Raw genomic sequence first — 19,672 nt, 5'->3', positions numbered from 1 at the left:
CGCACGCGCGACGGGAGCTAACACTGAAGCGCCTCGAATATGCCGTTCCTCATCGGATATACTGAGGGGCGCTAACAGCAGCGACGCGCGTCTATCAGACGCGCAAAGATCGCCGCAGCACTTTGTATTGCTGCATGTTTTATCCTTAAATCGGTTACGATTTAAGGAAACATGCAGTAGCCGCCCTGCCCTCAAGGTCGGAGGGAAATGAAATGACCTGGAGCGACACATGTGCCGAAACATAAAACCCTTGTTCAATTTCGATCCGCCAGCGACGGACGAGGAAATCCATGACGCCGCGCTGCAGTTCGTGCGGAAGCTGAGCGGAACGACCAAACCCTCGAAACGCAACGAGGCGGCATTCGAGCGCGCCGTGAGTTCGATTGCGGCATGCGCTCGCGAACTGCTCGATTCGCTCGAGACCGCGCAACCTCCGCGCAACCGCGAGGAAGAAGCCGCAAAAGCGCGCGCGAGATCGGCGACCCGGTTCGCGTGAATCTGCCGGCAGCGGGGCTATTGCAAGCTGGGTTCCTGCAGCGTCGCCGACTGGAACAGCCAGGTTCGATGCTCGTTCCCATATGCCCAGCGACCACATGCCTTCTTGGGTCGAGCTGTTATGACCGATCGGATGACGTTCCCATCAGAGGATGCGGCCCTCACCTATTTCGACAGGCTGCAACCGGTATCCCTCGAGGAATTGATTGGCCTCTGGAAAGGAAGCGAAGTCCCCAGTGGGCACCCGCTCGATGGAGTGCTCGAAAATCTGGGATGGTACGGAAAGCGTTTCCGCGCCGACATGCGCGCCGATGCCCTCCTGTTCAAGAAGAGTGTTAACCGCCTGGTGCCGATCGATCCCTCTGCAATTCCGCTCAATCTCTCTCTCCGTTTCCATCGACTGGGTCGTACGAAGGCTGCCAGAAATCTGTTCTCCCATCTGCTGAAGCACCTGCGTGCGAGAGGTCCGGTCGCTTCGCTACGGACGATGAGCTTCCGCGGAGAGGCCAGCGCGGCGATGGTTTACGACAGTAAGCCGATCATCGACCATTTCAGAAAGATCGATGCCGACAGGGTGCTTGGAGTCATGACCATGCAAGGACACGACGGGCATTTCTTCTTTCAGCTCGAGCGCGTGAAGGAGCCTCGCCTCTCATATCCCTAAAATGCGGTCTGGCGGGTGTGACTTCGTGGCTCGGCAATCGCGACTCTGGCGAGGTTCGCAACAACTCAAGACCGGAAGATTTGCGTCGAGCGTAAGCCTGCAACCACCTCCGGCAACCATAAGTGCGGACATGAAGGTCGTCGCCGCAAGCACGGCGGGCAACAGGGAACAAGAGCGGCTTTCTGGCAATTGTGCAGGATGAGATCGTGCTTGCCGTTTTGAACGCGGGCACCCGGTCGGATTCCATCGAGCCAGGAGCTTAACGATGAAAATTGCGCAGATCGCCCCCCTTGCAGAGCGGGTCCCGCCAAAGCTTTACGGAGGAACTGAGCGAATTGTTTCCTACCTCACCGAAGAACTCGTGAGGCTGGGCCACGACGTGACTCTCTTTGCCAGCGGCGATTCGCTCACCACGGCCAAACTGGTGCCCTGTTCGGATGTGGCACTGAGGCTCAATCCGGAGGTCCGTGACTTCCTTCCTTATCACGTCGCAATGGTAGAGGAGGTCCGCAGTCGCGCGTACCAGTTCGACGTCCTGCATTTTCACATCGAGTTTCTGCACTTTCCGTTGATCAGGGATTTTGCGGACCGCACGGTGACGACACTCCATGCGCGGCTCGATCTGCCTGATCTCCAGCCCTTCTATCGTGCCTTCCCGGATATTCCGGTGGTGTCCATTTCCGAGAACCAGCGGCTGCCGATGCCGCCTGTCAACTGGCGAGGCACCGTTCATCATGGCCTCGATCCGAACGTGTTGCCGTTTACACAAACGCCCGGCGGAAACTATCTGGCGTTCCTGGGGCGCATTTCGCCGGAAAAAGGTCCGGACCGAGCGATCGAGATCGCCGCGCGGACCGGCATGCCCCTGAAGATCGCCGCAAAGGTGGACGCTCAAGACCGCGACTATTGGGAGGCGGTCGTCGAACCCCTCGTCGCAAGCCATTCGAAAGTCGAATTCATCGGTGAAATCGACGAATCTCAAAAGGCGGATTTCCTCGGCAACGCCGCAACACTGCTGTTCCCGATAGACTGGCCGGAACCTTTCGGCCTCGTCATGATCGAAGCAATGGCCTGCGGCACCCCGGTGCTCGCCTTTCGCTACGGTTCCGCGCCGGAAGTCATCGAAGACGGTGTCTCGGGTATCCTTGTCGATACGCTGGAAGAAGCCGTCAAAAGGCTCGGGCGGACGCTGGAGCTCGACCGACAGAAGGTGCGCGAGAGCTTCGACAGGCGCTTCACCGCCGAGCGGATGACACGCGACTACCTCGAGATCTACCAGAATCTCCCGGGTGCTCACAAGCACGCCACCTCGGCTCACTCGGAGGAGCGAAAGAGAGTTGGCCTCGAAGCTGCGTAAGGGAGAGGAATTGAACCGAGAGGGCGCAACCCGATCGACAATGAATGACAGGCGATCCATCGGCGCGCTTGCGGACGCGTTACTCGCCGGTGCGGCGCGGCAAGCGCGGCTTTCCCTTGGCGAATTGCTCCGCCTCATAGGCGACCGGAGTTTTGGCGCCGTACTGGTACTGGCTGCCGGTACGAATTTGTCCCCCGCGGGAATGGTCCCGACGGTTTCGACAGTGCTCGCCGGTGTGGTTGCTTTCACTTCTTTGCAGATTGTTGCCGGGCTGCAGCATATTTGGTTGCCACGCTTCCTCCGCCAGAAAACCGTGTCCCGGCGAATCGTCGAGTCCACAGGCCGGACGATGAAAAAATGGTCCTCCTGGCTGGACCCCTGGTTGACGCGCGGGCTGCATCCGCTCGCCCGCAAGCCCTTTGATCGAGTTGCGGCCCTCATTTGCATCTTGCTCTCGCTGACCGTCCCGTTTCTGGAATTCCTTCCCTGGGTGACCAACGTGCCCATGACGATCATTGCGATCTTCGGGCTCGGACTGCTCGTCAGGAACGGACTGCTGATGGGCGTCGGTTTCGCTGCCAGCCTCATCGTTGCCTGTTTCGTCTACCGGCTGCTCTTGTCGTGATGCGAGCCGCCGCCGCGAACACCTCTTCATCCGCCGTATCCGGTTTTGCCACTTAGTCGTTGTCAAAAAATCATATTCTCGTCTCGTTGGTGAAAACGGAGTATGAATTGGAGTCGCCATGTCCGGGAACGTCCAGGAGTTCGAAGCGTTTTTGCAGACGAGCTGGTTTCCCGAAGCTAGGACCTGGAGTTGAGCCATGGAACTCACGAATGCGCGTAGACTTGCGAGCGAGTATCTGCGACTCGGCGGCCATCGCCGTGTGGTCATCGACGATAACCAGACATCGATAAGAAGTTGGGAAGAGGAACCCGCTGAGGCGGAAGCGTTCTGGAAGCAGAACGTCGAAACCCTGGCCCCCGAAAGGCAACGCGAAGTGGAGCTTTTCCTTCCGACAATCAATCGCGCCTGAGTCGCTGGTAAATGCACCGTCTGCGCCGGCAGGCGAGCTCGCCTCGCCGGCTGGAAATGCAGCCCTGTGCCTACAGCCTGTGGGCGAATTCAAGGATACAGCACGGCGACATCAAATGTGAGTTTACAAAAGTAATATAATATGATTTTTTCTCACTGGCTGCATGGAGTGCAGCGTTCTTTGGGAGGAAATCATGAAATTTCGCAAAGCACTCGCGAGTGCCACGATTCTTGCTGCCTGCATGTTCGGTAGCGCCTCGGCCGCGGAACTGGTCGTCGGCTTTTCCCAGATCGGATCCGAGTCCGGATGGCGCGCGGCGGAGACGACGCTGACGAAACAGCAGGCCGAGCAGCGCGGTATCGACCTCAAATTTGCCGATGCGCAGCAGAAGCAGGAAAACCAAATCAAGGCGATCCGCTCCTTCATCGCCCAGGGCGTGAACGCGATCCTGCTCGCGCCGGTCGTCGCCACCGGCTGGGACGAGGTGCTGCAGGAGGCGAAGGATGCGGAAATCCCCGTCATCCTGCTCGACCGCACCGTCGACGCCTCGAAGGATCTCTATCTGACTGCGGTGACCTCCGACCTCGTGCATGAAGGCAATGTGGCCGGCAAGTGGCTGGTCGACACCGTGGCCGGCAAGCCTTGCAACGTCGTCGAGCTTCAGGGTACGACGGGCTCCTCGCCCGCCATCGACCGCAAGAAGGGCTTCGAAGCGGCGCTCGCTGGCAAGGATAACCTGAAGATCATCCGCAGCCAGACCGGTGACTTCACCCGCACAAAGGGCAAGGAAGTCATGGAAAGCTTCCTGAAGGCCGAAGACGGCGGCAAGAACATCTGCGCGCTCTACGCCCACAACGACGACATGGCCGTCGGCGCCATCCAGGCAATCAAGGAAGCCGGCCTGAAGCCGGGTAAAGACATCCTGGTTGTCTCGATCGACGCGGTTCCGGACATCTTCCAGGCTATGGCCGCCGGCGAGGCCAATGCCACCGTCGAGCTCACGCCGAACATGGCGGGTCCGGCCTTCGACGCGCTTGCTGCCTATCTCAAGGATAGCAAGGAGCCGCCGAAGTGGATCCAGACGGAATCGAAGCTCTACACTCAGGCTGACGATCCGATGAAGGTCTACGAGGAAAAGAAGGGTCTCGGTTACTGATCTCGCTTGCGGCCCGCGCCCACTGACGGCGCGGGCCGTCCCCTGCCCCGGGCACCCGTCTCCGCAGAGCGGGTGGCATTTCTGAGACGGTATCCATGCAGACCAGCGACAACATTCTTTCCGCCAGCCGGATCGAGAAGGGCTTTCCCGGCACGAGGGCGCTCGACAAGGTCGACTTTCACCTCCGGCGCGGCGAAGTTCACGCGCTTCTCGGGGAAAACGGCGCCGGCAAATCGACGCTCATCAAGTGCCTGACGGGCGCCTACCGGCGGGACGGCGGCAGCATTCTGCTCGACGGCGCCGAGGTGGATCCGCGCGACACCTTCGACGCCCAGAGGCTCGGGATCGGGACGGTCTACCAGGAAGTCAATCTGTTGCCGAACCTGACCGTCGCCGAGAACCTCTTCCTCGGGCGCCAGCCGCGCCGCTTTGGCATGATCGACACCAAGGCGATGAACCGTAGGGCGCGCGAGCTCCTCGCGGAATACGAGCTCGAACTCGATGTTACGCGCGATCTAGCAAGCTATTCCGTGGCGATCCAGCAGGTCGTGGCGATCGCCCGCGCCGTCGATCTTTCCGGCAAGGTGCTGATCCTCGACGAGCCGACGGCAAGCCTTGACGCGCACGAGGTGGCGATGCTCTTCCGCATCGTCCGGCGTCTCAAGGCGCGCGGGCTCGGTATTGTCTTCATCACCCATTTCCTCGAGCAGGTCTACGAGATCTCCGACCGCATCACGGTGCTCAGGAACGGACAGGTCGTCGGAACCCGCGACACCGCCGACCTCGCGCGACGCGATCTCATCGCGATGATGATCGGCCGGGAACTGGCGGCCGAAATCCGATCGGCGCGTCCGGATGCCGTCGAAGGAGAGCCGCGTTATAGCTTCCGGAATTACGGCCGCAGGGGACATGTCGCCCCCTTCGATCTCGATGTCCGCGCCGGCGAGGTCGTCGGCATGGCTGGTCTCCTCGGCTCGGGACGCACGGAGACGGCCGAAATCCTCTTCGGTGCCCATCGCGCCGACAGCGGAACAGCCGAGATCGATGGACGCCCAATCAATCTTTCGTCGCCCCGCGCCGCCATCCGTCGGAAGTTCGGCTTCTGCCCGGAGGACCGCAAGACCGCCGGCATCGTCGGCGACCTCTCGGTCCGGGAGAACATCGTGCTCGCGCTGCAGGCGAGACGCGGGTGGACACGGCCGATCTCGCGTGCGGAACAGAACCGGCTGGCCGACCACTATATCCGCGCGCTCGACATCCGAACCGCAGACCGCGAGAAGCCGATCAAGCTGCTTTCCGGCGGTAATCAGCAGAAGGCCATCCTCGCCCGCTGGCTCGCAACCGAACCGGAACTCCTCATCCTCGATGAACCGACGCGCGGTATCGATGTCGGGGCGCATGCCGAAATCGTCAGGCTCATCGAGACCCTGCGCGAGAAAGGCATGTCGCTGATCGTCATCTCGTCGGAGCTCGAGGAGCTCGTCGCCTACAGCACGCGCATCGTCGTCCTTCGCGACCGTGCTCACGTCGCCGAATTGAGCGGCGACCGTATTACCGCGCATCAGATCGTCGAAGCGATCGCCGCGGCCAATGAAAGAGGGGCATCGTGATTTCGCTCGTCAGAATCTATCTCACCCGGCTGCTGCCGCAACTCATTGCTCTGGCGACGATTGTTGCAGCGGTTTCAATCGTCTTTCCCGGTTTCCTCAATCTTGAGATCCAGAACGGACGCCTCTATGGCAGCCTGATCGATATTCTCAATCGCGGCGCGCCCGTCGTCCTCTTGGCGATCGGCATGACCGTGGTCATCGCCACCAAAGGCATTGATCTCTCCGTCGGCGCCGTCATGGCGATCTGCGGCGCGGTTGCCGCCTCCCTGATCACCTCGGGCCATTCGCTGGGCGTGACGCTGCTCGCTACGCTCTCCGTCGGCATGCTTTGCGGCGTCTGGAACGGGATCCTCGTTGCGGTCCTCGACATTCAGCCGATCATAGCGACGCTGGTGCTGATGGTCGCGGGTCGCGGCATCGCGCAGCTCATCACGGAAGGCGCCATCCTTACCTTCAATGACGGCGGCCTCATCTTCATCGGCAGCGGCTCCTTCGCCGGCCTGCCGATGCCCGTGGTTATCTGGCTCGTATTCGGCGTTCTCGTTGCGCTCGTCGTTCGACGAACCGCGCTCGGCATGCTGATCGAGGCCGTTGGCGTCAATCGCGAGGCAAGCACGCTGTCCGGTGTGCTCACCCCGGTCCTTCTGATCGCCGCCTATGTGCTCTCGGGCCTATGCGCCGCGATCGCCGGCATCATCGCCGCCGCCGACATCAAGGGGGCCGACGCCAATAATGCCGGGCTCTGGCTGGAGCTCGATGCCATCCTCGCCGTCGTCGTCGGCGGTACTTCGCTTCTCGGAGGACGCTTCAGCATTGCTGCCTCGGTGCTCGGTGCGATCATCATTCAGGCGATCAATACCGGCATCCTCCTCTCCGGCTTCCCGCCAGAGTTCAACCTCATCATCAAGGCGGCGATCATCGTCTTCATCCTAGTGTTGCAGTCGCCGCGCTTCCGTACCGCTCTCACATTCCTGAGCATTCCGCGGGCCGCCGGAAAACCGACCGAGCGAGAAGCAAAATGAAGCAGAAATATCTTCCGCTTACGGCAACGATCTTAATCTTCTTGTTGAGCTACGCGCTCTGCGTCGCGCAATACCCGAACATGCTTTCGACGCGGGTGATCGGCAATCTTCTGACCGACAACGCCTTCCTCGGTATCGCCGCCGTCGGCATGACCTTCGTCATTCTCTCCGGCGGCATCGATCTCTCGGTCGGCGCGGTAATCGCCTTCACCGGTGTCTTCCTCGCCGTCGTACTGGAGCATGGCGGCATGCATCCGCTCGTCGCCTTCGCCCTCGTCCTCGCGATCACCACCGCCTTCGGTGCGCTGATGGGAGCGATCATCCATTATCTGGAAATGCCGGCCTTCATCGTCACGCTTGCGGGCATGTTTCTCGCCCGCGGCATGGCCTTCGTGCTGTCGATCGATTCAATTCCAATCAAGCATCCCTTCTACGCAACCCTGAAGGGGCTTTATTACAAGCTTCCGGGCGGAGGGCGGATCACGCTCATTGGCGGCCTGATGCTCGCCGTCTTCGCCATCGGGATCCTCATCGCACACCGCACCCGCTTCGGCACGAATGTCTACGCGCTCGGCGGCGGCACGGCGACGGCGAAGCTCATGGGCGTGCCTGTCGCCGCCACGACGGTCAGGATTTATGCCCTTTCGGGGCTGCTTGCCGGCCTCTCCGGCATCGTGTTCTCGCTTTACACCTCGGCCGGATACTCGCTTGCGGCCGTCGGCGTCGAGCTCGACGCGATCACCGCGGTCGTCATCGGCGGAACATTGCTCACGGGCGGTTCCGGCTTCGTCGCGGGAACGCTAGTCGGCATCTTCATCCAGGGGCTGATCCAAACCTATATCACCTTCGATGGATCGCTTTCGAGCTGGTGGACGAAGATCCTGATCGGTCTGCTTCTCTTTGCCTTCATCCTTCTGCAGAAGGGGATCATCCGCGTGTCCCGTCACGAGCGGCTACGCGCGTGACGAGACGGAGGGCCGCCTGAGATGCGGGCAATCTTCGGCAACCGACCCGGCAAGCGCACGAGCCACAGGCTTGTCGTCGAAGAACTGGGCCAGGCGGTCGTCGGAGGGGAATTCGCCGTCGGTGACATCCTTCCCGGAGATATGGAACTCGCCGCACGCTTCAACGTATCCCGCACTGTGCTGCGCGAAGCGATGAAGACGCTTGCCGCAAAGGGGCTCGTCGTCGCTCGCGCGCGGATCGGCACGCGCGTCATGCCGCGCGCCAACTGGAACCTCTTCGACGGCGATGTACTTTCCTGGCATTTCAACGCGGGCGTCAACGAGGACTTCCTGCGCCATGTGGCCGAGGTGCGGCTGGCGCTCGAGCCCTATGCTGCGGGTCTTGCGGCGCAACGCGCGACCGATGCGGACATTGCCCGGATGATGCGGTTAGCCGTCGCCATGGGTGATGCCGGTCATAGCGCGCAGACACTCGCCATGGCCGACCTCGAGTTCCACCTCCGCCTGCTCGAAGCCTCGCTCAATCCCTTCATGCGCACCGTCGGCAGCCTGATCGAGGCGGCGCTGATGGGCGTCTTCAGGCTCACAAGTCCGACAGCCGACGAGACGGAGATCGACCGCGTCGCCATCGCGCATATCCGCATCGTCGAGGAGATCGGGCGCCGCAACGAGGAAGGCGCACGTAGCGCAATGGAGCACGTGATCCGCGTAGGGCAGGAACGACTGATCACGAATCTGAGGACACAAGAGACCGGTCGGTGACGCGCTTTGCGTCCCCGTTCCGCATCTCGAAGTCCACTGCATGTGTCCTATCCGATTTAAGGATGAAACATGCAACAATTCAAAAGTGCTACAGCGATCTTTGCGCGTCTGATTAGACGCGCAGCTGTGAGGTGTCCGCTACCTCGCAGCCTGCGCCAAATGCAGGTGCCGAGGCGCACCGGCGTCGCCGCGCGCCCTCTCGGCCTCGAGCCGCTTGCCGGTTTCGGCGTCGAAAAGATGCAGTTGCTTCGCCTCTATCGAGAGCCCGATGAGTTCGCCGCTCGCAGCAGCGGAACGCCCAGTCTCCACAACGGTCAGTTCGGGCTTTGTCGCCGAGGTGATATAGGTGGCCGAACCCGTCGATTCGACGACGCCGACCGGAATGTCGAAGGCGCCCTGCCCGGCGGCAACGATGCGGATGTGCTCCGGCCGGAGGCCGGCAGTCACCGCGCGGCCGGGCGCAAGCGGATCAGCGAGCGCGAGCCTCGGCTGCTCCGTCCCGAGATCGAGAACCACATGCATGCCGTCCTCGCCGACCTTCGCCGGGATGAAGTTCATCGCCGGAGAGCCGATGAAGCCCGCGACGAAGCGGTTGGCCGGCCGGTCGTAAAGGTCGAGCGGACGGCCCTGCTGCTCGATGACGCCATCTCGCATGACGACCACATGATCCGCCATGGTCATCGCTTCGATCTGATCGTGCGTGACATAGACCGAGGTCGCATGCAGCCGATCGTGCAGCGCGCGGATCTCCTTGCGCATGTGCACGCGAAGCGCCGCGTCGAGATTCGAAAGCGGCTCGTCGAAGAGGAAGGCTTTCGGGTGGCGGATGATGGCGCGGCTCATCGCGACGCGTTGGCGCTGGCCGCCCGAAAGCTCGCGGGGATAGCGTTTCATCAGATGCGACAGGCCCGTGGTCGCCGCCACTTCTTCCGCGGCCTTACGGGCTTCCGCCTTCTTCACGCCGCGAATGCGCAGGCTATAGGTCAGGTTCTCCTCGACGGTCATATGCGGATAGAGCGCATAGGACTGGAAGACCATCGCGACGTCTCGCTTGCGTGGCGGCACGTTGTTCATCAGTTGGCCGGCGATCTTCATTTCGCCGGTCGAGATCTTCTCAAGCCCGGCGAGCGAACGCAGCAGCGTGGACTTGCCGCAGCCGGACGGACCGACGAGAGCGACGAAGGTCCCCTTCTCTATCGCAAGATTGATGTCTTTCAGCGCGTGGAAGGCGCCGTAGTACTTGTTGACGCCGTTGAGCTCGATCTGAAGGGTCATTTGAGGGCTCCCGAAGTGAGGCCGGAAACAATGCGGCGCTGCAAGAGGACGAAGGCGGCGAGAACGGGCGTCACATAGATCGTGGCGTAGGCCATGATGTTGTTCCATTCATTGGTGTTCGGTCCCATGAAGGTGTTGAGACCTACGCTTGCCGGCTGCAGTTCGACCGCCTGGATCATCGACTTCGAATACACGAACTCGCCGAAGGCCTGCATGAAGATCAGGATCGCGCTGACGAGGATGCCGTTCCTGGCAAGCGGCAGCACGATGTTGAAGAAGGCGCCGATGCGTGAATTGCCGTCCACAAGCGCCGCCTCCTCGAGCTCCATCGGCACGCTCATGAAAGTCGCCCTTACGAGGACGACGAAGAAGGGCATGCTCTTCGCGGCAATTGCCAGGATGACCGCGAAGCGCGGTGTATCCAGAAGGCCGAATTGCGAGAAGCCGACGAAGATCGGCGTCACCATCAACGATGCAGGCAGCACCTGCAGCATCAAGATCAGGAACAGGCCGACATCCACCCAGGCATTGCGGTAGCGGGCGAGCACATAGGCGCAGCCGACACCGAGGACCGCAATGAGCGACACCGCTCCCAAGGCGATGACCAGCGAGTTCCAAAGGTAGCGCCCCATGTTCCGGCTCTCCCAGACGAAGGCGTAGATGCCCCATTGCGGCTCGCTGGGCAGAAATTTCGGTGGCGTCGCGAACATCGACGAACCCGTCTTCAGCGCGGTGATGTACATCCAGTAGAGTGGGAAAAGATAGATGGCCGCGAGCAGCAACGCGACGGCGAGCATCACCCGATTGCGCAATTGATCACTCATCCTCGGACCTCATGGCGGGTGGAGCGCACATAGACGACGGAAGCGAGCATCACGAAGACGATCATGATGACCGAGATCGTCGCACCCTTGGCGAAGTCGTATTGCCGGAACGAAAGGTCCCAGGCCCAATATTGCGTCACGTTGGACGAGTTGTTCGGTCCGCCGGAGGTAATGCCGGCGAAGAGGTCGAATTGCTGCAGGGTGAAGATCAGGCCGAGCGCGATGATCGCGCCGATTGTCGAGCGCATCATCGGCAGGGTGATCGTGAAGAAGCGCTGCAGCGCGTTGGCTCCGTCAAGCTCGGCTGCCTCATAGAGGTCCTTCGGTATTCCCGACAGACCGACCGAAAGCAGGATCATGTTGAAGGACGTGCCAAGCCAGATATTGGCGATGATGACGGCCCAGAGGGAATAGTTCGGATCGGAGCGCCAGAAGATGTTGCCTTCGATGACACCCGTCTCCCGCAGGAAGAAGTTGAGGACGCCGAAATCGCCCGAGAGAATCCAGTTCCAAATCGCGCCCACGACCAGGCCGGGCATGACCCAGGAGACGAGAAAGAGCCCGCGAAGCCAGGACGCTCCCGGGAAATTCATCCAGAAGAAGAGAGCGAGGCCAAAGCCGATGAGGAATTGGCCAGCGATCGAAGAACTGACGAAAAGCGCCGTGTTGAAGAGAATGGGCCGGGTTTCGGGCTGCGAGAACAGGTCGACATAGTTCTTGAAGCCGACGAAAGGCCGGACGAAGCTGCCGAGGCTGAACATGTCGACCTCCTGGAAACTCATCACGACGTTGTAGACGAGCGGCAGTCCGGACATGATGAACAGGAAGGCGAGCGGCAACAGGACGAGGCCTATGTCGAAGCCTTTCCCGTCCGTTACACTGGCTAGAATTCTCTTCATTGACTATCCCCCGTCCCGTGGGCGATCCCGGCCGAAGCCGGAGATCGCCTTCTCGGGAGGAAATTCGAGCGAACCGTGGCAATCCGGTGAACGCTACCGCTGATGGAACCGACGGCTTCTCAGCCCAGAACCGCCTTGATTTTTTCGGCTGCCTGGTCGAGCGCTTCCTTCGAACTCATCTGCCCGGTCAAAGCAGCCTGGATCGCGTCCTGGATAGCCTTGGAAATTTTCGGCCATTCCGGATGCGGGCCGCGCGGTTTTGCGTATTTCAACTGCTCGACGAAGACCTTGAGCGCCGCATCCTTCTTCGGCTCACCGGTCGGCGGAATGGCGATGTCGGACCGCGCCGGCAGTTGCCCGAAATCCTTAAACATCCGGGCGTCCTGCGAGACAAAATATTCGAGTACCTTGAAGGCTTCCTCGGGGTGCTCGCTGCTGGCGAAGATCGCCCAGTTGAAATCACCCATCGCAGATGAGCGTTCGGCGCCGACTTCCGGCACCGGCAGCAGCGTCACGCCCCAGTCGAACTTCGCCTCCTGGATCATGCGGTCGAGTTCCCAGGGGCCGGAGATCGCCATCGCCGCATTGCCGGAATTGAAGGTGCCGGTTGAATCCCATTGACCGCGTGTCAGACTATCGGGAGAAGCGAGCTTCTCGTCGAGGATCCTCTTCCAGATGTCGAGCGCCTTCACCGCACCCTCGGAGTTGATCTTGTCGTAGCCGCCGCCTGCCATTTGCGCCCAAGGCAGAAACTGGAAAGTCCCCTCCTCGTTCGCCTTGGCGGAGAAGGCAAGGCCGTACACGTTCGCGGCCGGGTCCGTCAGCTTGCGCGCCGCTTCGACGAGTTCGTCCCAGGTCTGCGGCGGCTTCTCCGGATCAAGGCCTTTCGCCTTGAACATGTCCTTGTTGTAGTAAAGCGCGATCGTGTTGGTCGCCTTCGGAATGCCGTAATATTTGCCTTCCCAGGTGACCGAAGCGAGCGGCCCGGGGAAATAATTCTCCGTCTTCACGACGGAGGATTTGGCGATCATGTCGGTGAGATCGAGAAAAGCGCCGCGAGACGAAAAGAGCGCGTGCTCCGGATTGTCCACGGCGATGATGTCCGGCGCCTGCCCGGTTGAATAGGCGCGCATCGCTTCGCTGACCACGTCGTCGAATTGAATCTGTCGATATTCGACTTTAATTCCGGTATTGAGCTTGTTGAAGTCCTTGATCAAGTTCGGTGCTGGCTGAATGTCGCGGTCGAGCGACCAGACGCTGATCGTGACATCTTCCGCACTTGCCGAGAATGCCGGCAAGGAAACACTGGCAAGGGCGAACGCGCCAAGGATTGCATATCTGCGGATATCCATAAACTCCTCCTCTTGGTTTTCCCGCAGCCGGCGCCCTCCACGCCGGCCGTCAGGCATGTCTCAGGCCGGATCGGCGATGAACTCACCGCCGCGGCACTGTTTCAGGTAGTTGAGCGCGTGCACCTGGCCGGTCATTTCCAGCGCGTCGCGATAGACCGGATCGTGCCAGCCCTCGATGTCGATCGAACCGGACCAGCCGGCGAGCCGCAGTTCCGAGATGATGTCGGTCCAGTTGCTGTCGCCGAAGCCTGGCGTGCGCATGAAGACGAATTTCTCTTTGCCGAAGATGCCGTGCTCACGGATGACATCCCAGCGGATCGTCGCATCCTTGCCATGCACGTGGAAAAACTTGTGGGCCCATTTGCGGATCTGCGGCAGAGGGTCGATGAGATAGACCATCTGATGGCAGGGCTCCCATTCGAGGCCGATGTGATCGTCCGGCGTCTCGTTGAAAATCAGTTCCCAGGCATCCGGATTATGGGCGATGTTCCAGTCGCCGGTCGCCCAATTGCCGTCCATGGCGCAGTTCTCGAAGGCGATCTTCACGCCCTTGTCGGCCGCGCGTTGGGCGAGTTCGCGCCAGACCTTGCGGTAACGCGGCAAGCTGTCGGTGAGCGGCCGGTTACGGATGCGGCCGGTGAAGCCCGCAACGCAGGTCGCACCGAAATGATAGGCGTTGTCGATGCAATCCTTCCAGCCCTCGAGCGTCTGGAGGTCGATATCGGTTTCCTCCAGCGGATTGCCGAACATGCCGAGCGTCGAAATGGTGATGTCGCGGTCACCGATCGCGTCCCGGCAGCGCTTGCCGAGCTCTGCAAGATCCTGGCCGTTCGTGGTCTGCCAGAAGAAGGGCTCGAAGCTTTCGAAGCCCAGGTCGGCGATCTCGCCGATGCGCTTTGCGGCTTCGCCCTTGGTGGCGCTGACCATGGTGCCGATGCGGATGGACTTGGCTGGATTGCTCATCAGATGCCTCGTTCAGATTGTCACGCGTTGCCGGATACGGGCGCTCTCGATCGCCGCGAACACCATGGCCAAGCTGTTGATATTGTCGTCGCCCACCGTTTCGGGCTTCGTGCCGGACCGGATCGCCCTGACGAAATCCGCGATCACGCTGGCATGCCCATGCGTCTCTCGCGGATCGGCCGGGTCGGGAATCTCGATCGGGGCGAGCTCGCGCAGGAATCCCTGGCTGCCGGCCACCCGGTTGGCTCGCAGATCCTCGGCCCCGTCCCAGAGCAGCGTGCCCTTCGTGCCGATGACCCGCCACTCGCTCTCCCAGCTCGTATTGGCACCCTCGGCGCACCAGGAGCCGCGGTAGCTGAAGGTCACGCCGTCGGAGAGCTCGAAGATGGCGGTGGCCGCCGCGCCGTGCGCGTACCAGGAGCCCTTCGGGTTGTCCTCATGGCAATATACGGCAAGCGGCGTCTTGTCTGCGATGAACCGGGCGGCGTCGAATGTGTGGATCGCCATGTCGACGAGCAGCACATGCTCCATTTCTTCGCGAAAGCCGCCGAAATGCGCGCCGATGAAAAAATCGCAGTGGATGCCGGTGAGGTCACCGATCGCACCGCTTTCGACGAAACGACGGATGCGGCGCACGCCGGAAATGAAACGGCGGTTCTGCACGACCGCGTGCAGCCTGCCGGCTTCCCTGGCAAGCTGGATCAGTTCCCGGCCGGCTTCGAGCGACGCGGCCATGGGCTTTTCGCTGAGGACGTGGCAACCATGTTTCAGCGCCGTGGCGACCACGTTGCGGCGGGCGGCCGGAACAACGATGTCGAACAGGAGATCCGGCGTCGTTTCGGTCAGCACCGCATCGAGGTCGGAGCCGATCACGGCGTCCTTGAGGGCGAACTCCGCGGCGAGCGCGCTGGCGGCTTCGGGGTTCACATCGACGAGCCCGACGATGCGGATTGCCGACTGAAGTTCACCGTCCGCGGCAATCGCCTTGAGCCAGCCTTTGGCCATGGCTCCGCACCCGCACAGAACTGCACGCAAAATCACGATTCCCCTCCCACAAAGCTACGATTTCGCCTTGTTTCGGCGCCCGTAAACGTTTACGGAACTATGCGGACTTTCCGAAACATGTCAATAGCAATTCGGAACGGCTAGAGCGGGATGAGGAGAAGTGCGTGCGGCTCTCCGCCCACCACGCCGCTCTAACTTCTTAGAATCGATCACGTTTATGATCTGATCGGCGCGACCCGAAATCATCGTGATCCAAGAGACGGTTGAAGGAGGGAGCGCTCCGCATGAAGGGAATTCGGCGCCTGGCGCAACATCTGGACATCTCGATCGGCACGGTATCACGCGCGCTGAACGGCCGCCCCGACGTCAATGAGGAGACGCGCAAACGCGTGCTGGAGGCCGCCCAGGAACTTGGATACGTGCCCAACCAGTCCGGCCGCAGTCTCAGACAGGGAACCACCAATATCATCGGCTTCATGATCCAGACCGGCACGGAGATCACCGGCCAGGGCGACACCTTCTTCATGAGCGTCTTCGACGGCGTGCAAGCCGTATTCGCGAAGCACAAGCTCGATCTGGTCGCCCTACTCTGCTCCTCCGAGGAAGATCCGAGCGACTATCTGCGCCGCGTCGTCGCGCGCGGCTTTGCGGATGGGCTGATCCTCTCGGCGACGCGACGGCACGACCCGCGCATCGAGTTTCTCGCCGAGCGCAACATCCCCTTCGTCACCCTCGGCCGAAGCTTGACGGACGCTGGTCGCCCATGGCTCGACCTCGACTTCGAAGGCATGGCGCAGACCGCGATCGACCGGCTGGTGGCGCGCGGGCATCGGCGCATCGCCGTTACCCGGCCGCACGATGACGTAAACCTCGGCTATGTCTTCGTCGATCGCTGCCGGGAGGCGCTCGCCGCGCATGGGCTGACATTGGACGAGGAACTGATTTTCCGCTCGACCCCTACCGAGGCCGGCGGCTACCAGATCGCGCGCGATCTCTTAGCACTCAAAGAGCGGCCGACCGCGATCCTACTCGTCAACGAAACAATCGCGATCGGCTTCTATCAGGCGCTCTCGGAGGCCGGCGTCAGGCCGGGGCGCGACATAGCCGTGATCGGGCGCTACAGCCCGCATGCGCATTTCCTTTCGCCGCCGCTTACGTGCTTTCGCCTTTCACTGCGTGGTCTCGGCATAGCGCTCGCCGAGACCCTGCTGTCGACGATGCCCGCTTTCAAGCACCATTACCCGCAGGCGCTGGTGAACGCCGTATGGCCGATGGAACTCGTCGAAGGCGAAAGCGACATGTTCGGCTGAGGACGGCCTCTCCGCCGCAATGGATCAATTCGGCGCTCCGCAGGTTTGTAGCTTGCCGCGTGATTTCCTTAAATCGGAACCGATTGCAGGGCAAAGTCATGTGGCAATGCTAACTGCTGCAGCGACCCTTTCGCGTTCTGCGGGACTCGGGGCGCTGCAGTGAACCCCTGCCGGTTGCAGTCGACCCGAGATGGCGACTGTTCCTGAAAGGAGATTCCATGCGCGGACTTTTCCTCCTCTTCGCCGGGCTGTCGACGACAGCCTTCGCCCACGACGCTCCGAGCGGCTGGCAATATCCGACGTCCTGCTGTTCAAATCTGGACTGCCGCCAGGTGGCCCAGACCGCCGTAAGCGAGCGACCTCAAGGCTTCATCATAAAAGCTACGGGCGAAGTTCTCCCCTATGCCGACAGGAGGGTTCGCATATCGCCAGACGGCGAGTACCACTGGTGCTCTGCCGAGGGCAAAGCCTATGGCAAGACAATCTGCCTGTTCGTGCCGCCCAGGGCCTATTGAGCACATGATGATTTGACGCGCGCAGTGCCGGGTTCAAGCCGGCAATCGGCGCGGCCTCGAAGCGAGATCGCGAATTTCGTCGCGCTGACGAACCGTGGATAGCGCGCACCCGCCACTCACATGGCGGGAGCTCGTCGTCCTGGGACGGCCGCATGCTTAGGCCGCGCTAGCGAGCGCCGGCCGAGGCGAGTTCGTCGTCCAGCGCTTTCAATATGTGGTACGCGGCCTTCACGCGGGCAGGAATGGGGTAGGTTTTGTTCGCCAGGATCACGATACCGATGTTTTTCGCGGGCACGAAGGCGGCATAAGCGCCGAATCCTCTGGTCGAGCCGGTCTTGTTGATCAGCATGTTTTCCTGGGGCGCAAGCGGCGGATCGAGCCTCGTCACCTTGTTGGGCTTCTGGCTCACCTGGGTAGAGTTCCCTGCAAGCAGGGTCTCAAGCTCCGTCGGATAGGCGTACATCTCCCATCCGAGACCCTGGTTCATCTCACCGACCTTGAAATATCCGGTGTGCGTCGCGGCGATCGCGCGCTTGAGATCGACGTCGAATCCTGCGGCGTCCATATTTGCCTCGACGAACCGGATCAGATCGGCCGCCGTCGTCTTCACTCCATAGGCTTCCGAGCCGAGAACGCCCGGCGTTACCCGGACCGGCTTGCCATCCTTCGTATGGCCGTGGGCATAGTCCTGCATTCGCTCTTCCGGCACCCTGATGTAGGTGCTCGTCAGCCCAAGCCCAGGAAAGAGCATCTTCTCCATCAGATCATCGAAGGGCTCGCCCATGCTCTTGGCCGCGAGATAGCCAAAGAGGCCGATGCTGGGATTGGAATAGACCCGGTGCGTACCCGCGGCATAGCTTGGTCGCCAAGCCTTATAATAGGCAACCATGCTCTCCTGATCGGCGACGGAGTCCGGAAATTGCAACGGCAGGCCGCCTGCCGTATAGGTGCCGAGATCGAGAAGGCTGATCTTGTCGAAGCTGCTTCCAGCGAGCGCCGGCAGATATTTGCTGGCCTTGTCCGATAAGGACAGGGTTCCACGCAATTCAGCATAGGAGGCGAGCGTTGCAGTGAAGGTCTTGCTGATCGAGCCGATTTCGAAAAGCGTCTCGTCGGTAACCTTCTGTCCGCTCTCCTTCGAGGCGAGGCCATAGTTAAAGACGTATCTCTTTCCCTGCGCTGTGACCGCGACGGCCATTCCGGGAATGCCATTTTCCTCCATGACGGGACGGATCGCCTCGTCGACGGCTCGCTTAAGTAGACTTTGGTCGCTCTTATCGGCGGCGTATGCGTGAGTTGCGCAGAAAAGAGGAGCAGCGATGAGAATTGCAATTCTCGCGGCGGAAATCTTTTTCATAGCAGATACATAGACCTCGCGTTTCCAAGAATCGCCCGCATGCGTGGCGGATTGCGGCCGGCAACCGAGCAGGATACCAGCAATTTACCGCAATCCGGCTCTCACGGCCCCTGTACAACCGGAAGGAGCAGGCGGACCTAGCGGAGATACGGCGTCTGTACGGATGCCGCAAACGACAATATCTTGCCCGACCTATTAGAAAAATTTGGGTGTTTCTCCATGGTTCGTCCTCATTTGCCCTTGAACGCGCTTCGAGCCTTCGAAGCATCGGCGCGTCATTTGAGCTTCACCAGGGCCGCGATCGAATTATCCGTCACGCAAGCGGCGGTGAGCCATCAAGTAAAGAGCCTCGAAAGCCATTTGAACGTCACCCTGTTCGAACGGCTGCCTCGCGGATTGATGCTAACACATGAGGGCGAGACGTTGTTGCCGGCGCTGCGCGAGGCCTTCGACCGCATCGCCGGCACGCTGGAGCGCTTCGAAGGCGGCCACTTTCGCGAGGTCCTCCGAGTGGGTGCCGTCGGAACGTTCGCAGTCGGCTGGTTGCTATCCCGGCTGCAGGACTTTCATGCACGGCATCCCTTCGTCGACCTGCGCCTCTCGACAAACAACAATCGCGTCGATATCGCCGCCGAGGGACTCGACTATGCGATCCGGTTCGGGAGCGGCGCGTGGCACGGGGTCGACGCAGTGCGGCTCCTTGAAGCGCCGCTCTCCCCCTTATGCGTCCCCGCCATTGCCGAGAAGCTAGGAACGCCGGCCGATCTGCTCAGGTTCACTCTGTTGCGTTCATATCGTGCAGACGAATGGCCGCAATGGTTTGCGGCTGCGGGATTGCCGACGAACATGCCGCTGACGAAGAGCATCGTGTTCGATTCCTCACTCGCCATGATGGAAGCCGCACAACAGGGTGCGGGCGTCGCCTTGGCCCCGCCCCTGATGTTTTCCCGGCATTTGCAGGCAGATACCGTTCGGAAACCTTTCGATACCGCCGTCACGCTGGGCAGCTATTGGCTGACGCGCCTGCAATCGCGCGCTAAGACACGGGCAATGGCCGCCTTCCGGGACTGGCTCGTCGATGCGGCAAATGCCGAGAGCATCTGAAGC

20 protein-coding genes are annotated in these 19,672 nt (G+C 61.1%); 13 read left to right on the top strand and 7 right to left on the bottom strand.

Annotated elements, in window-relative coordinates; genetic code table 11:
• Positions 1–229: 229 nt before the first annotated feature.
• The 10 genes from M728_RS20900 (at position 230) to M728_RS20855 (ending at position 9,065) form a co-directional block, all read left to right on the top strand.
• Entirely contained in the window at positions 230–496 is a 267-nt protein-coding gene (locus tag M728_RS20900; RefSeq protein ID WP_026619834.1) for a DUF2277 domain-containing protein, read from the top strand.
• A 132-nt stretch (positions 497–628) separates the two neighbouring features.
• Positions 629–1,159 (top strand): DUF4334 domain-containing protein, encoded by a 531-nt coding sequence (locus tag M728_RS20895; RefSeq protein WP_026619835.1) that lies wholly within the window; start codon positions 629–631, stop codon positions 1,157–1,159.
• Between the two features lie 265 nt (positions 1,160–1,424).
• On the top strand, positions 1,425–2,516 hold the full coding sequence (locus M728_RS20890) for a glycosyltransferase family 4 protein (protein ID WP_026619836.1): 1,092 nt from the start codon (positions 1,425–1,427) through the stop codon (positions 2,514–2,516).
• Between the two features lie 40 nt (positions 2,517–2,556).
• Entirely contained in the window at positions 2,557–3,141 is a 585-nt protein-coding gene (locus tag M728_RS20885; protein ID WP_051440848.1) for an exopolysaccharide biosynthesis protein, read from the top strand.
• Positions 3,142–3,337: 196 nt separating this feature from the next.
• On the top strand, positions 3,338–3,550 hold the full coding sequence (locus tag M728_RS20880) for a hypothetical protein (RefSeq protein ID WP_026615078.1): 213 nt from the start codon (positions 3,338–3,340) through the stop codon (positions 3,548–3,550).
• A 193-nt stretch (positions 3,551–3,743) separates the two neighbouring features.
• Positions 3,744–4,706 (top strand): galactofuranose ABC transporter, galactofuranose-binding protein YtfQ, encoded by a 963-nt coding sequence (ytfQ, locus tag M728_RS20875; protein WP_026619838.1) that lies wholly within the window; start codon positions 3,744–3,746, stop codon positions 4,704–4,706.
• Positions 4,707–4,801: 95 nt separating this feature from the next.
• Complete coding sequence (gene ytfR, locus M728_RS20870; protein ID WP_026619839.1) at positions 4,802–6,316, top strand: galactofuranose ABC transporter, ATP-binding protein YtfR; 1,515 nt, start codon at positions 4,802–4,804, stop codon at positions 6,314–6,316.
• A complete protein-coding gene (locus tag M728_RS20865) occupies positions 6,313–7,338 on the top strand; it encodes an ABC transporter permease (protein WP_026619840.1) in 1,026 nt (341 codons plus the stop codon). Before ytfR ends, M728_RS20865 begins: the two co-directional genes overlap by 4 nt.
• Entirely contained in the window at positions 7,335–8,303 is a 969-nt protein-coding gene (gene yjfF, locus M728_RS20860) for a galactofuranose ABC transporter, permease protein YjfF (protein WP_026619841.1), read from the top strand. Before M728_RS20865 ends, yjfF begins: the two co-directional genes overlap by 4 nt.
• A 21-nt stretch (positions 8,304–8,324) precedes the next feature.
• A complete protein-coding gene (locus tag M728_RS20855) occupies positions 8,325–9,065 on the top strand; it encodes a FadR/GntR family transcriptional regulator (protein ID WP_026619842.1) in 741 nt (246 codons plus the stop codon).
• 138 nt (positions 9,066–9,203) lie between these two features.
• Here M728_RS20855 and M728_RS20850 read toward each other — a convergent pair whose 3' ends face one another.
• The 6 genes from M728_RS20850 to M728_RS20825 all read right to left on the bottom strand — a co-directional run bounded on the left by M728_RS20850 (position 9,204) and on the right by M728_RS20825 (position 15,383).
• A complete protein-coding gene (locus tag M728_RS20850) occupies positions 9,204–10,340 on the bottom strand; it encodes an ABC transporter ATP-binding protein (protein WP_026619843.1) in 1,137 nt (378 codons plus the stop codon).
• Positions 10,337–11,164 (bottom strand): carbohydrate ABC transporter permease, encoded by an 828-nt coding sequence (locus tag M728_RS20845; RefSeq protein ID WP_026619844.1) that lies wholly within the window; start codon positions 11,162–11,164, stop codon positions 10,337–10,339. The genes M728_RS20850 and M728_RS20845 overlap by 4 nt, the downstream gene beginning before the upstream one ends.
• Positions 11,161–12,063: a carbohydrate ABC transporter permease gene (locus M728_RS20840; protein WP_026619845.1), complete on the bottom strand. Its 903-nt coding sequence runs from the start codon at positions 12,061–12,063 to the stop codon at positions 11,161–11,163. Before M728_RS20840 ends, M728_RS20845 begins: the two co-directional genes overlap by 4 nt.
• Positions 12,064–12,182: 119 nt before the next feature.
• Entirely contained in the window at positions 12,183–13,415 is a 1,233-nt protein-coding gene (locus M728_RS20835) for a sugar ABC transporter substrate-binding protein (RefSeq protein ID WP_026619846.1), read from the bottom strand.
• A 60-nt stretch (positions 13,416–13,475) separates the two neighbouring features.
• Entirely contained in the window at positions 13,476–14,378 is a 903-nt protein-coding gene (locus M728_RS20830; protein ID WP_026619847.1) for a sugar phosphate isomerase/epimerase, read from the bottom strand.
• 12 nt (positions 14,379–14,390) lie between these two features.
• Positions 14,391–15,383: a Gfo/Idh/MocA family protein gene (locus M728_RS20825; protein WP_034883254.1), complete on the bottom strand. Its 993-nt coding sequence runs from the start codon at positions 15,381–15,383 to the stop codon at positions 14,391–14,393.
• A gap of 284 nt (positions 15,384–15,667) precedes the next feature.
• On the opposite strand from M728_RS20825, the gene M728_RS20820 reads away from it, so the two are divergent.
• Entirely contained in the window at positions 15,668–16,693 is a 1,026-nt protein-coding gene (locus M728_RS20820; RefSeq protein WP_026619849.1) for a LacI family DNA-binding transcriptional regulator, read from the top strand.
• A 218-nt stretch (positions 16,694–16,911) separates the two neighbouring features.
• Complete coding sequence (locus M728_RS20815; protein WP_026619850.1) at positions 16,912–17,208, top strand: hypothetical protein; 297 nt, start codon at positions 16,912–16,914, stop codon at positions 17,206–17,208.
• Between the two features lie 166 nt (positions 17,209–17,374).
• Here the strand turns inward: M728_RS20815 and ampC are convergent, their stop codons facing one another.
• A complete protein-coding gene (gene ampC, locus M728_RS20810; protein WP_026619851.1) occupies positions 17,375–18,565 on the bottom strand; it encodes a class C beta-lactamase in 1,191 nt (396 codons plus the stop codon).
• A gap of 219 nt (positions 18,566–18,784) precedes the next feature.
• Here ampC and M728_RS20805 point away from each other — a divergent pair, with 219 nt between their 5' ends.
• Positions 18,785–19,669 carry a LysR family transcriptional regulator gene (locus M728_RS20805; protein WP_026619852.1) on the top strand — a complete coding sequence of 295 codons (885 nt, stop codon included), beginning with the start codon at positions 18,785–18,787 and terminating at the stop codon, positions 19,667–19,669.
• Positions 19,670–19,672: the final 3 nt, after the last annotated feature.

Source organism: Ensifer sp. WSM1721, assembly GCF_000513895.2.
In the GTDB taxonomy this organism is placed as follows: Bacteria; Pseudomonadota; Alphaproteobacteria; order Rhizobiales; family Rhizobiaceae; genus Sinorhizobium.
Note: the sequence above shows the minus strand (reverse complement) of the source record. Positions and strands in the feature narration are given on the sequence as shown.

What these genes read in the sequence shown, in the direction of transcription:
- ampC (WP_026619851.1), bottom strand. Translation starts at nt 18,565, where the DNA reads ATGAAAAAGATTTCCGCCGCGAGAATTGCAATTCTCATCGCTGCTCCT.
- M728_RS20830 (WP_026619847.1), bottom strand. Translation starts at nt 14,378, where the DNA reads ATGAGCAATCCAGCCAAGTCCATCCGCATCGGCACCATGGTCAGCGCC.
- M728_RS20825 (WP_034883254.1), bottom strand. Translation starts at nt 15,383, where the DNA reads ATGGCCAAAGGCTGGCTCAAGGCGATTGCCGCGGACGGTGAACTTCAG.
- M728_RS20845 (WP_026619844.1), bottom strand. Translation starts at nt 11,164, where the DNA reads ATGAGTGATCAATTGCGCAATCGGGTGATGCTCGCCGTCGCGTTGCTG.
- M728_RS20900 (WP_026619834.1), top strand. Translation starts at nt 230, where the DNA reads ATGTGCCGAAACATAAAACCCTTGTTCAATTTCGATCCGCCAGCGACG.
- M728_RS20835 (WP_026619846.1), bottom strand. Translation starts at nt 13,415, where the DNA reads ATGGATATCCGCAGATATGCAATCCTTGGCGCGTTCGCCCTTGCCAGT.
- yjfF (WP_026619841.1), top strand. Translation starts at nt 7,335, where the DNA reads ATGAAGCAGAAATATCTTCCGCTTACGGCAACGATCTTAATCTTCTTG.
- M728_RS20805 (WP_026619852.1), top strand. Translation starts at nt 18,785, where the DNA reads ATGGTTCGTCCTCATTTGCCCTTGAACGCGCTTCGAGCCTTCGAAGCA.
- M728_RS20880 (WP_026615078.1), top strand. Translation starts at nt 3,338, where the DNA reads ATGGAACTCACGAATGCGCGTAGACTTGCGAGCGAGTATCTGCGACTC.
- M728_RS20885 (WP_051440848.1), top strand. Translation starts at nt 2,557, where the DNA reads ATGAATGACAGGCGATCCATCGGCGCGCTTGCGGACGCGTTACTCGCC.
- M728_RS20820 (WP_026619849.1), top strand. Translation starts at nt 15,668, where the DNA reads ATGAAGGGAATTCGGCGCCTGGCGCAACATCTGGACATCTCGATCGGC.
- M728_RS20855 (WP_026619842.1), top strand. Translation starts at nt 8,325, where the DNA reads ATGCGGGCAATCTTCGGCAACCGACCCGGCAAGCGCACGAGCCACAGG.
- M728_RS20850 (WP_026619843.1), bottom strand. Translation starts at nt 10,340, where the DNA reads ATGACCCTTCAGATCGAGCTCAACGGCGTCAACAAGTACTACGGCGCC.
- M728_RS20890 (WP_026619836.1), top strand. Translation starts at nt 1,425, where the DNA reads ATGAAAATTGCGCAGATCGCCCCCCTTGCAGAGCGGGTCCCGCCAAAG.
- ytfQ (WP_026619838.1), top strand. Translation starts at nt 3,744, where the DNA reads ATGAAATTTCGCAAAGCACTCGCGAGTGCCACGATTCTTGCTGCCTGC.
- ytfR (WP_026619839.1), top strand. Translation starts at nt 4,802, where the DNA reads ATGCAGACCAGCGACAACATTCTTTCCGCCAGCCGGATCGAGAAGGGC.
- M728_RS20895 (WP_026619835.1), top strand. Translation starts at nt 629, where the DNA reads ATGACGTTCCCATCAGAGGATGCGGCCCTCACCTATTTCGACAGGCTG.
- M728_RS20815 (WP_026619850.1), top strand. Translation starts at nt 16,912, where the DNA reads ATGCGCGGACTTTTCCTCCTCTTCGCCGGGCTGTCGACGACAGCCTTC.
- M728_RS20840 (WP_026619845.1), bottom strand. Translation starts at nt 12,063, where the DNA reads ATGAAGAGAATTCTAGCCAGTGTAACGGACGGGAAAGGCTTCGACATA.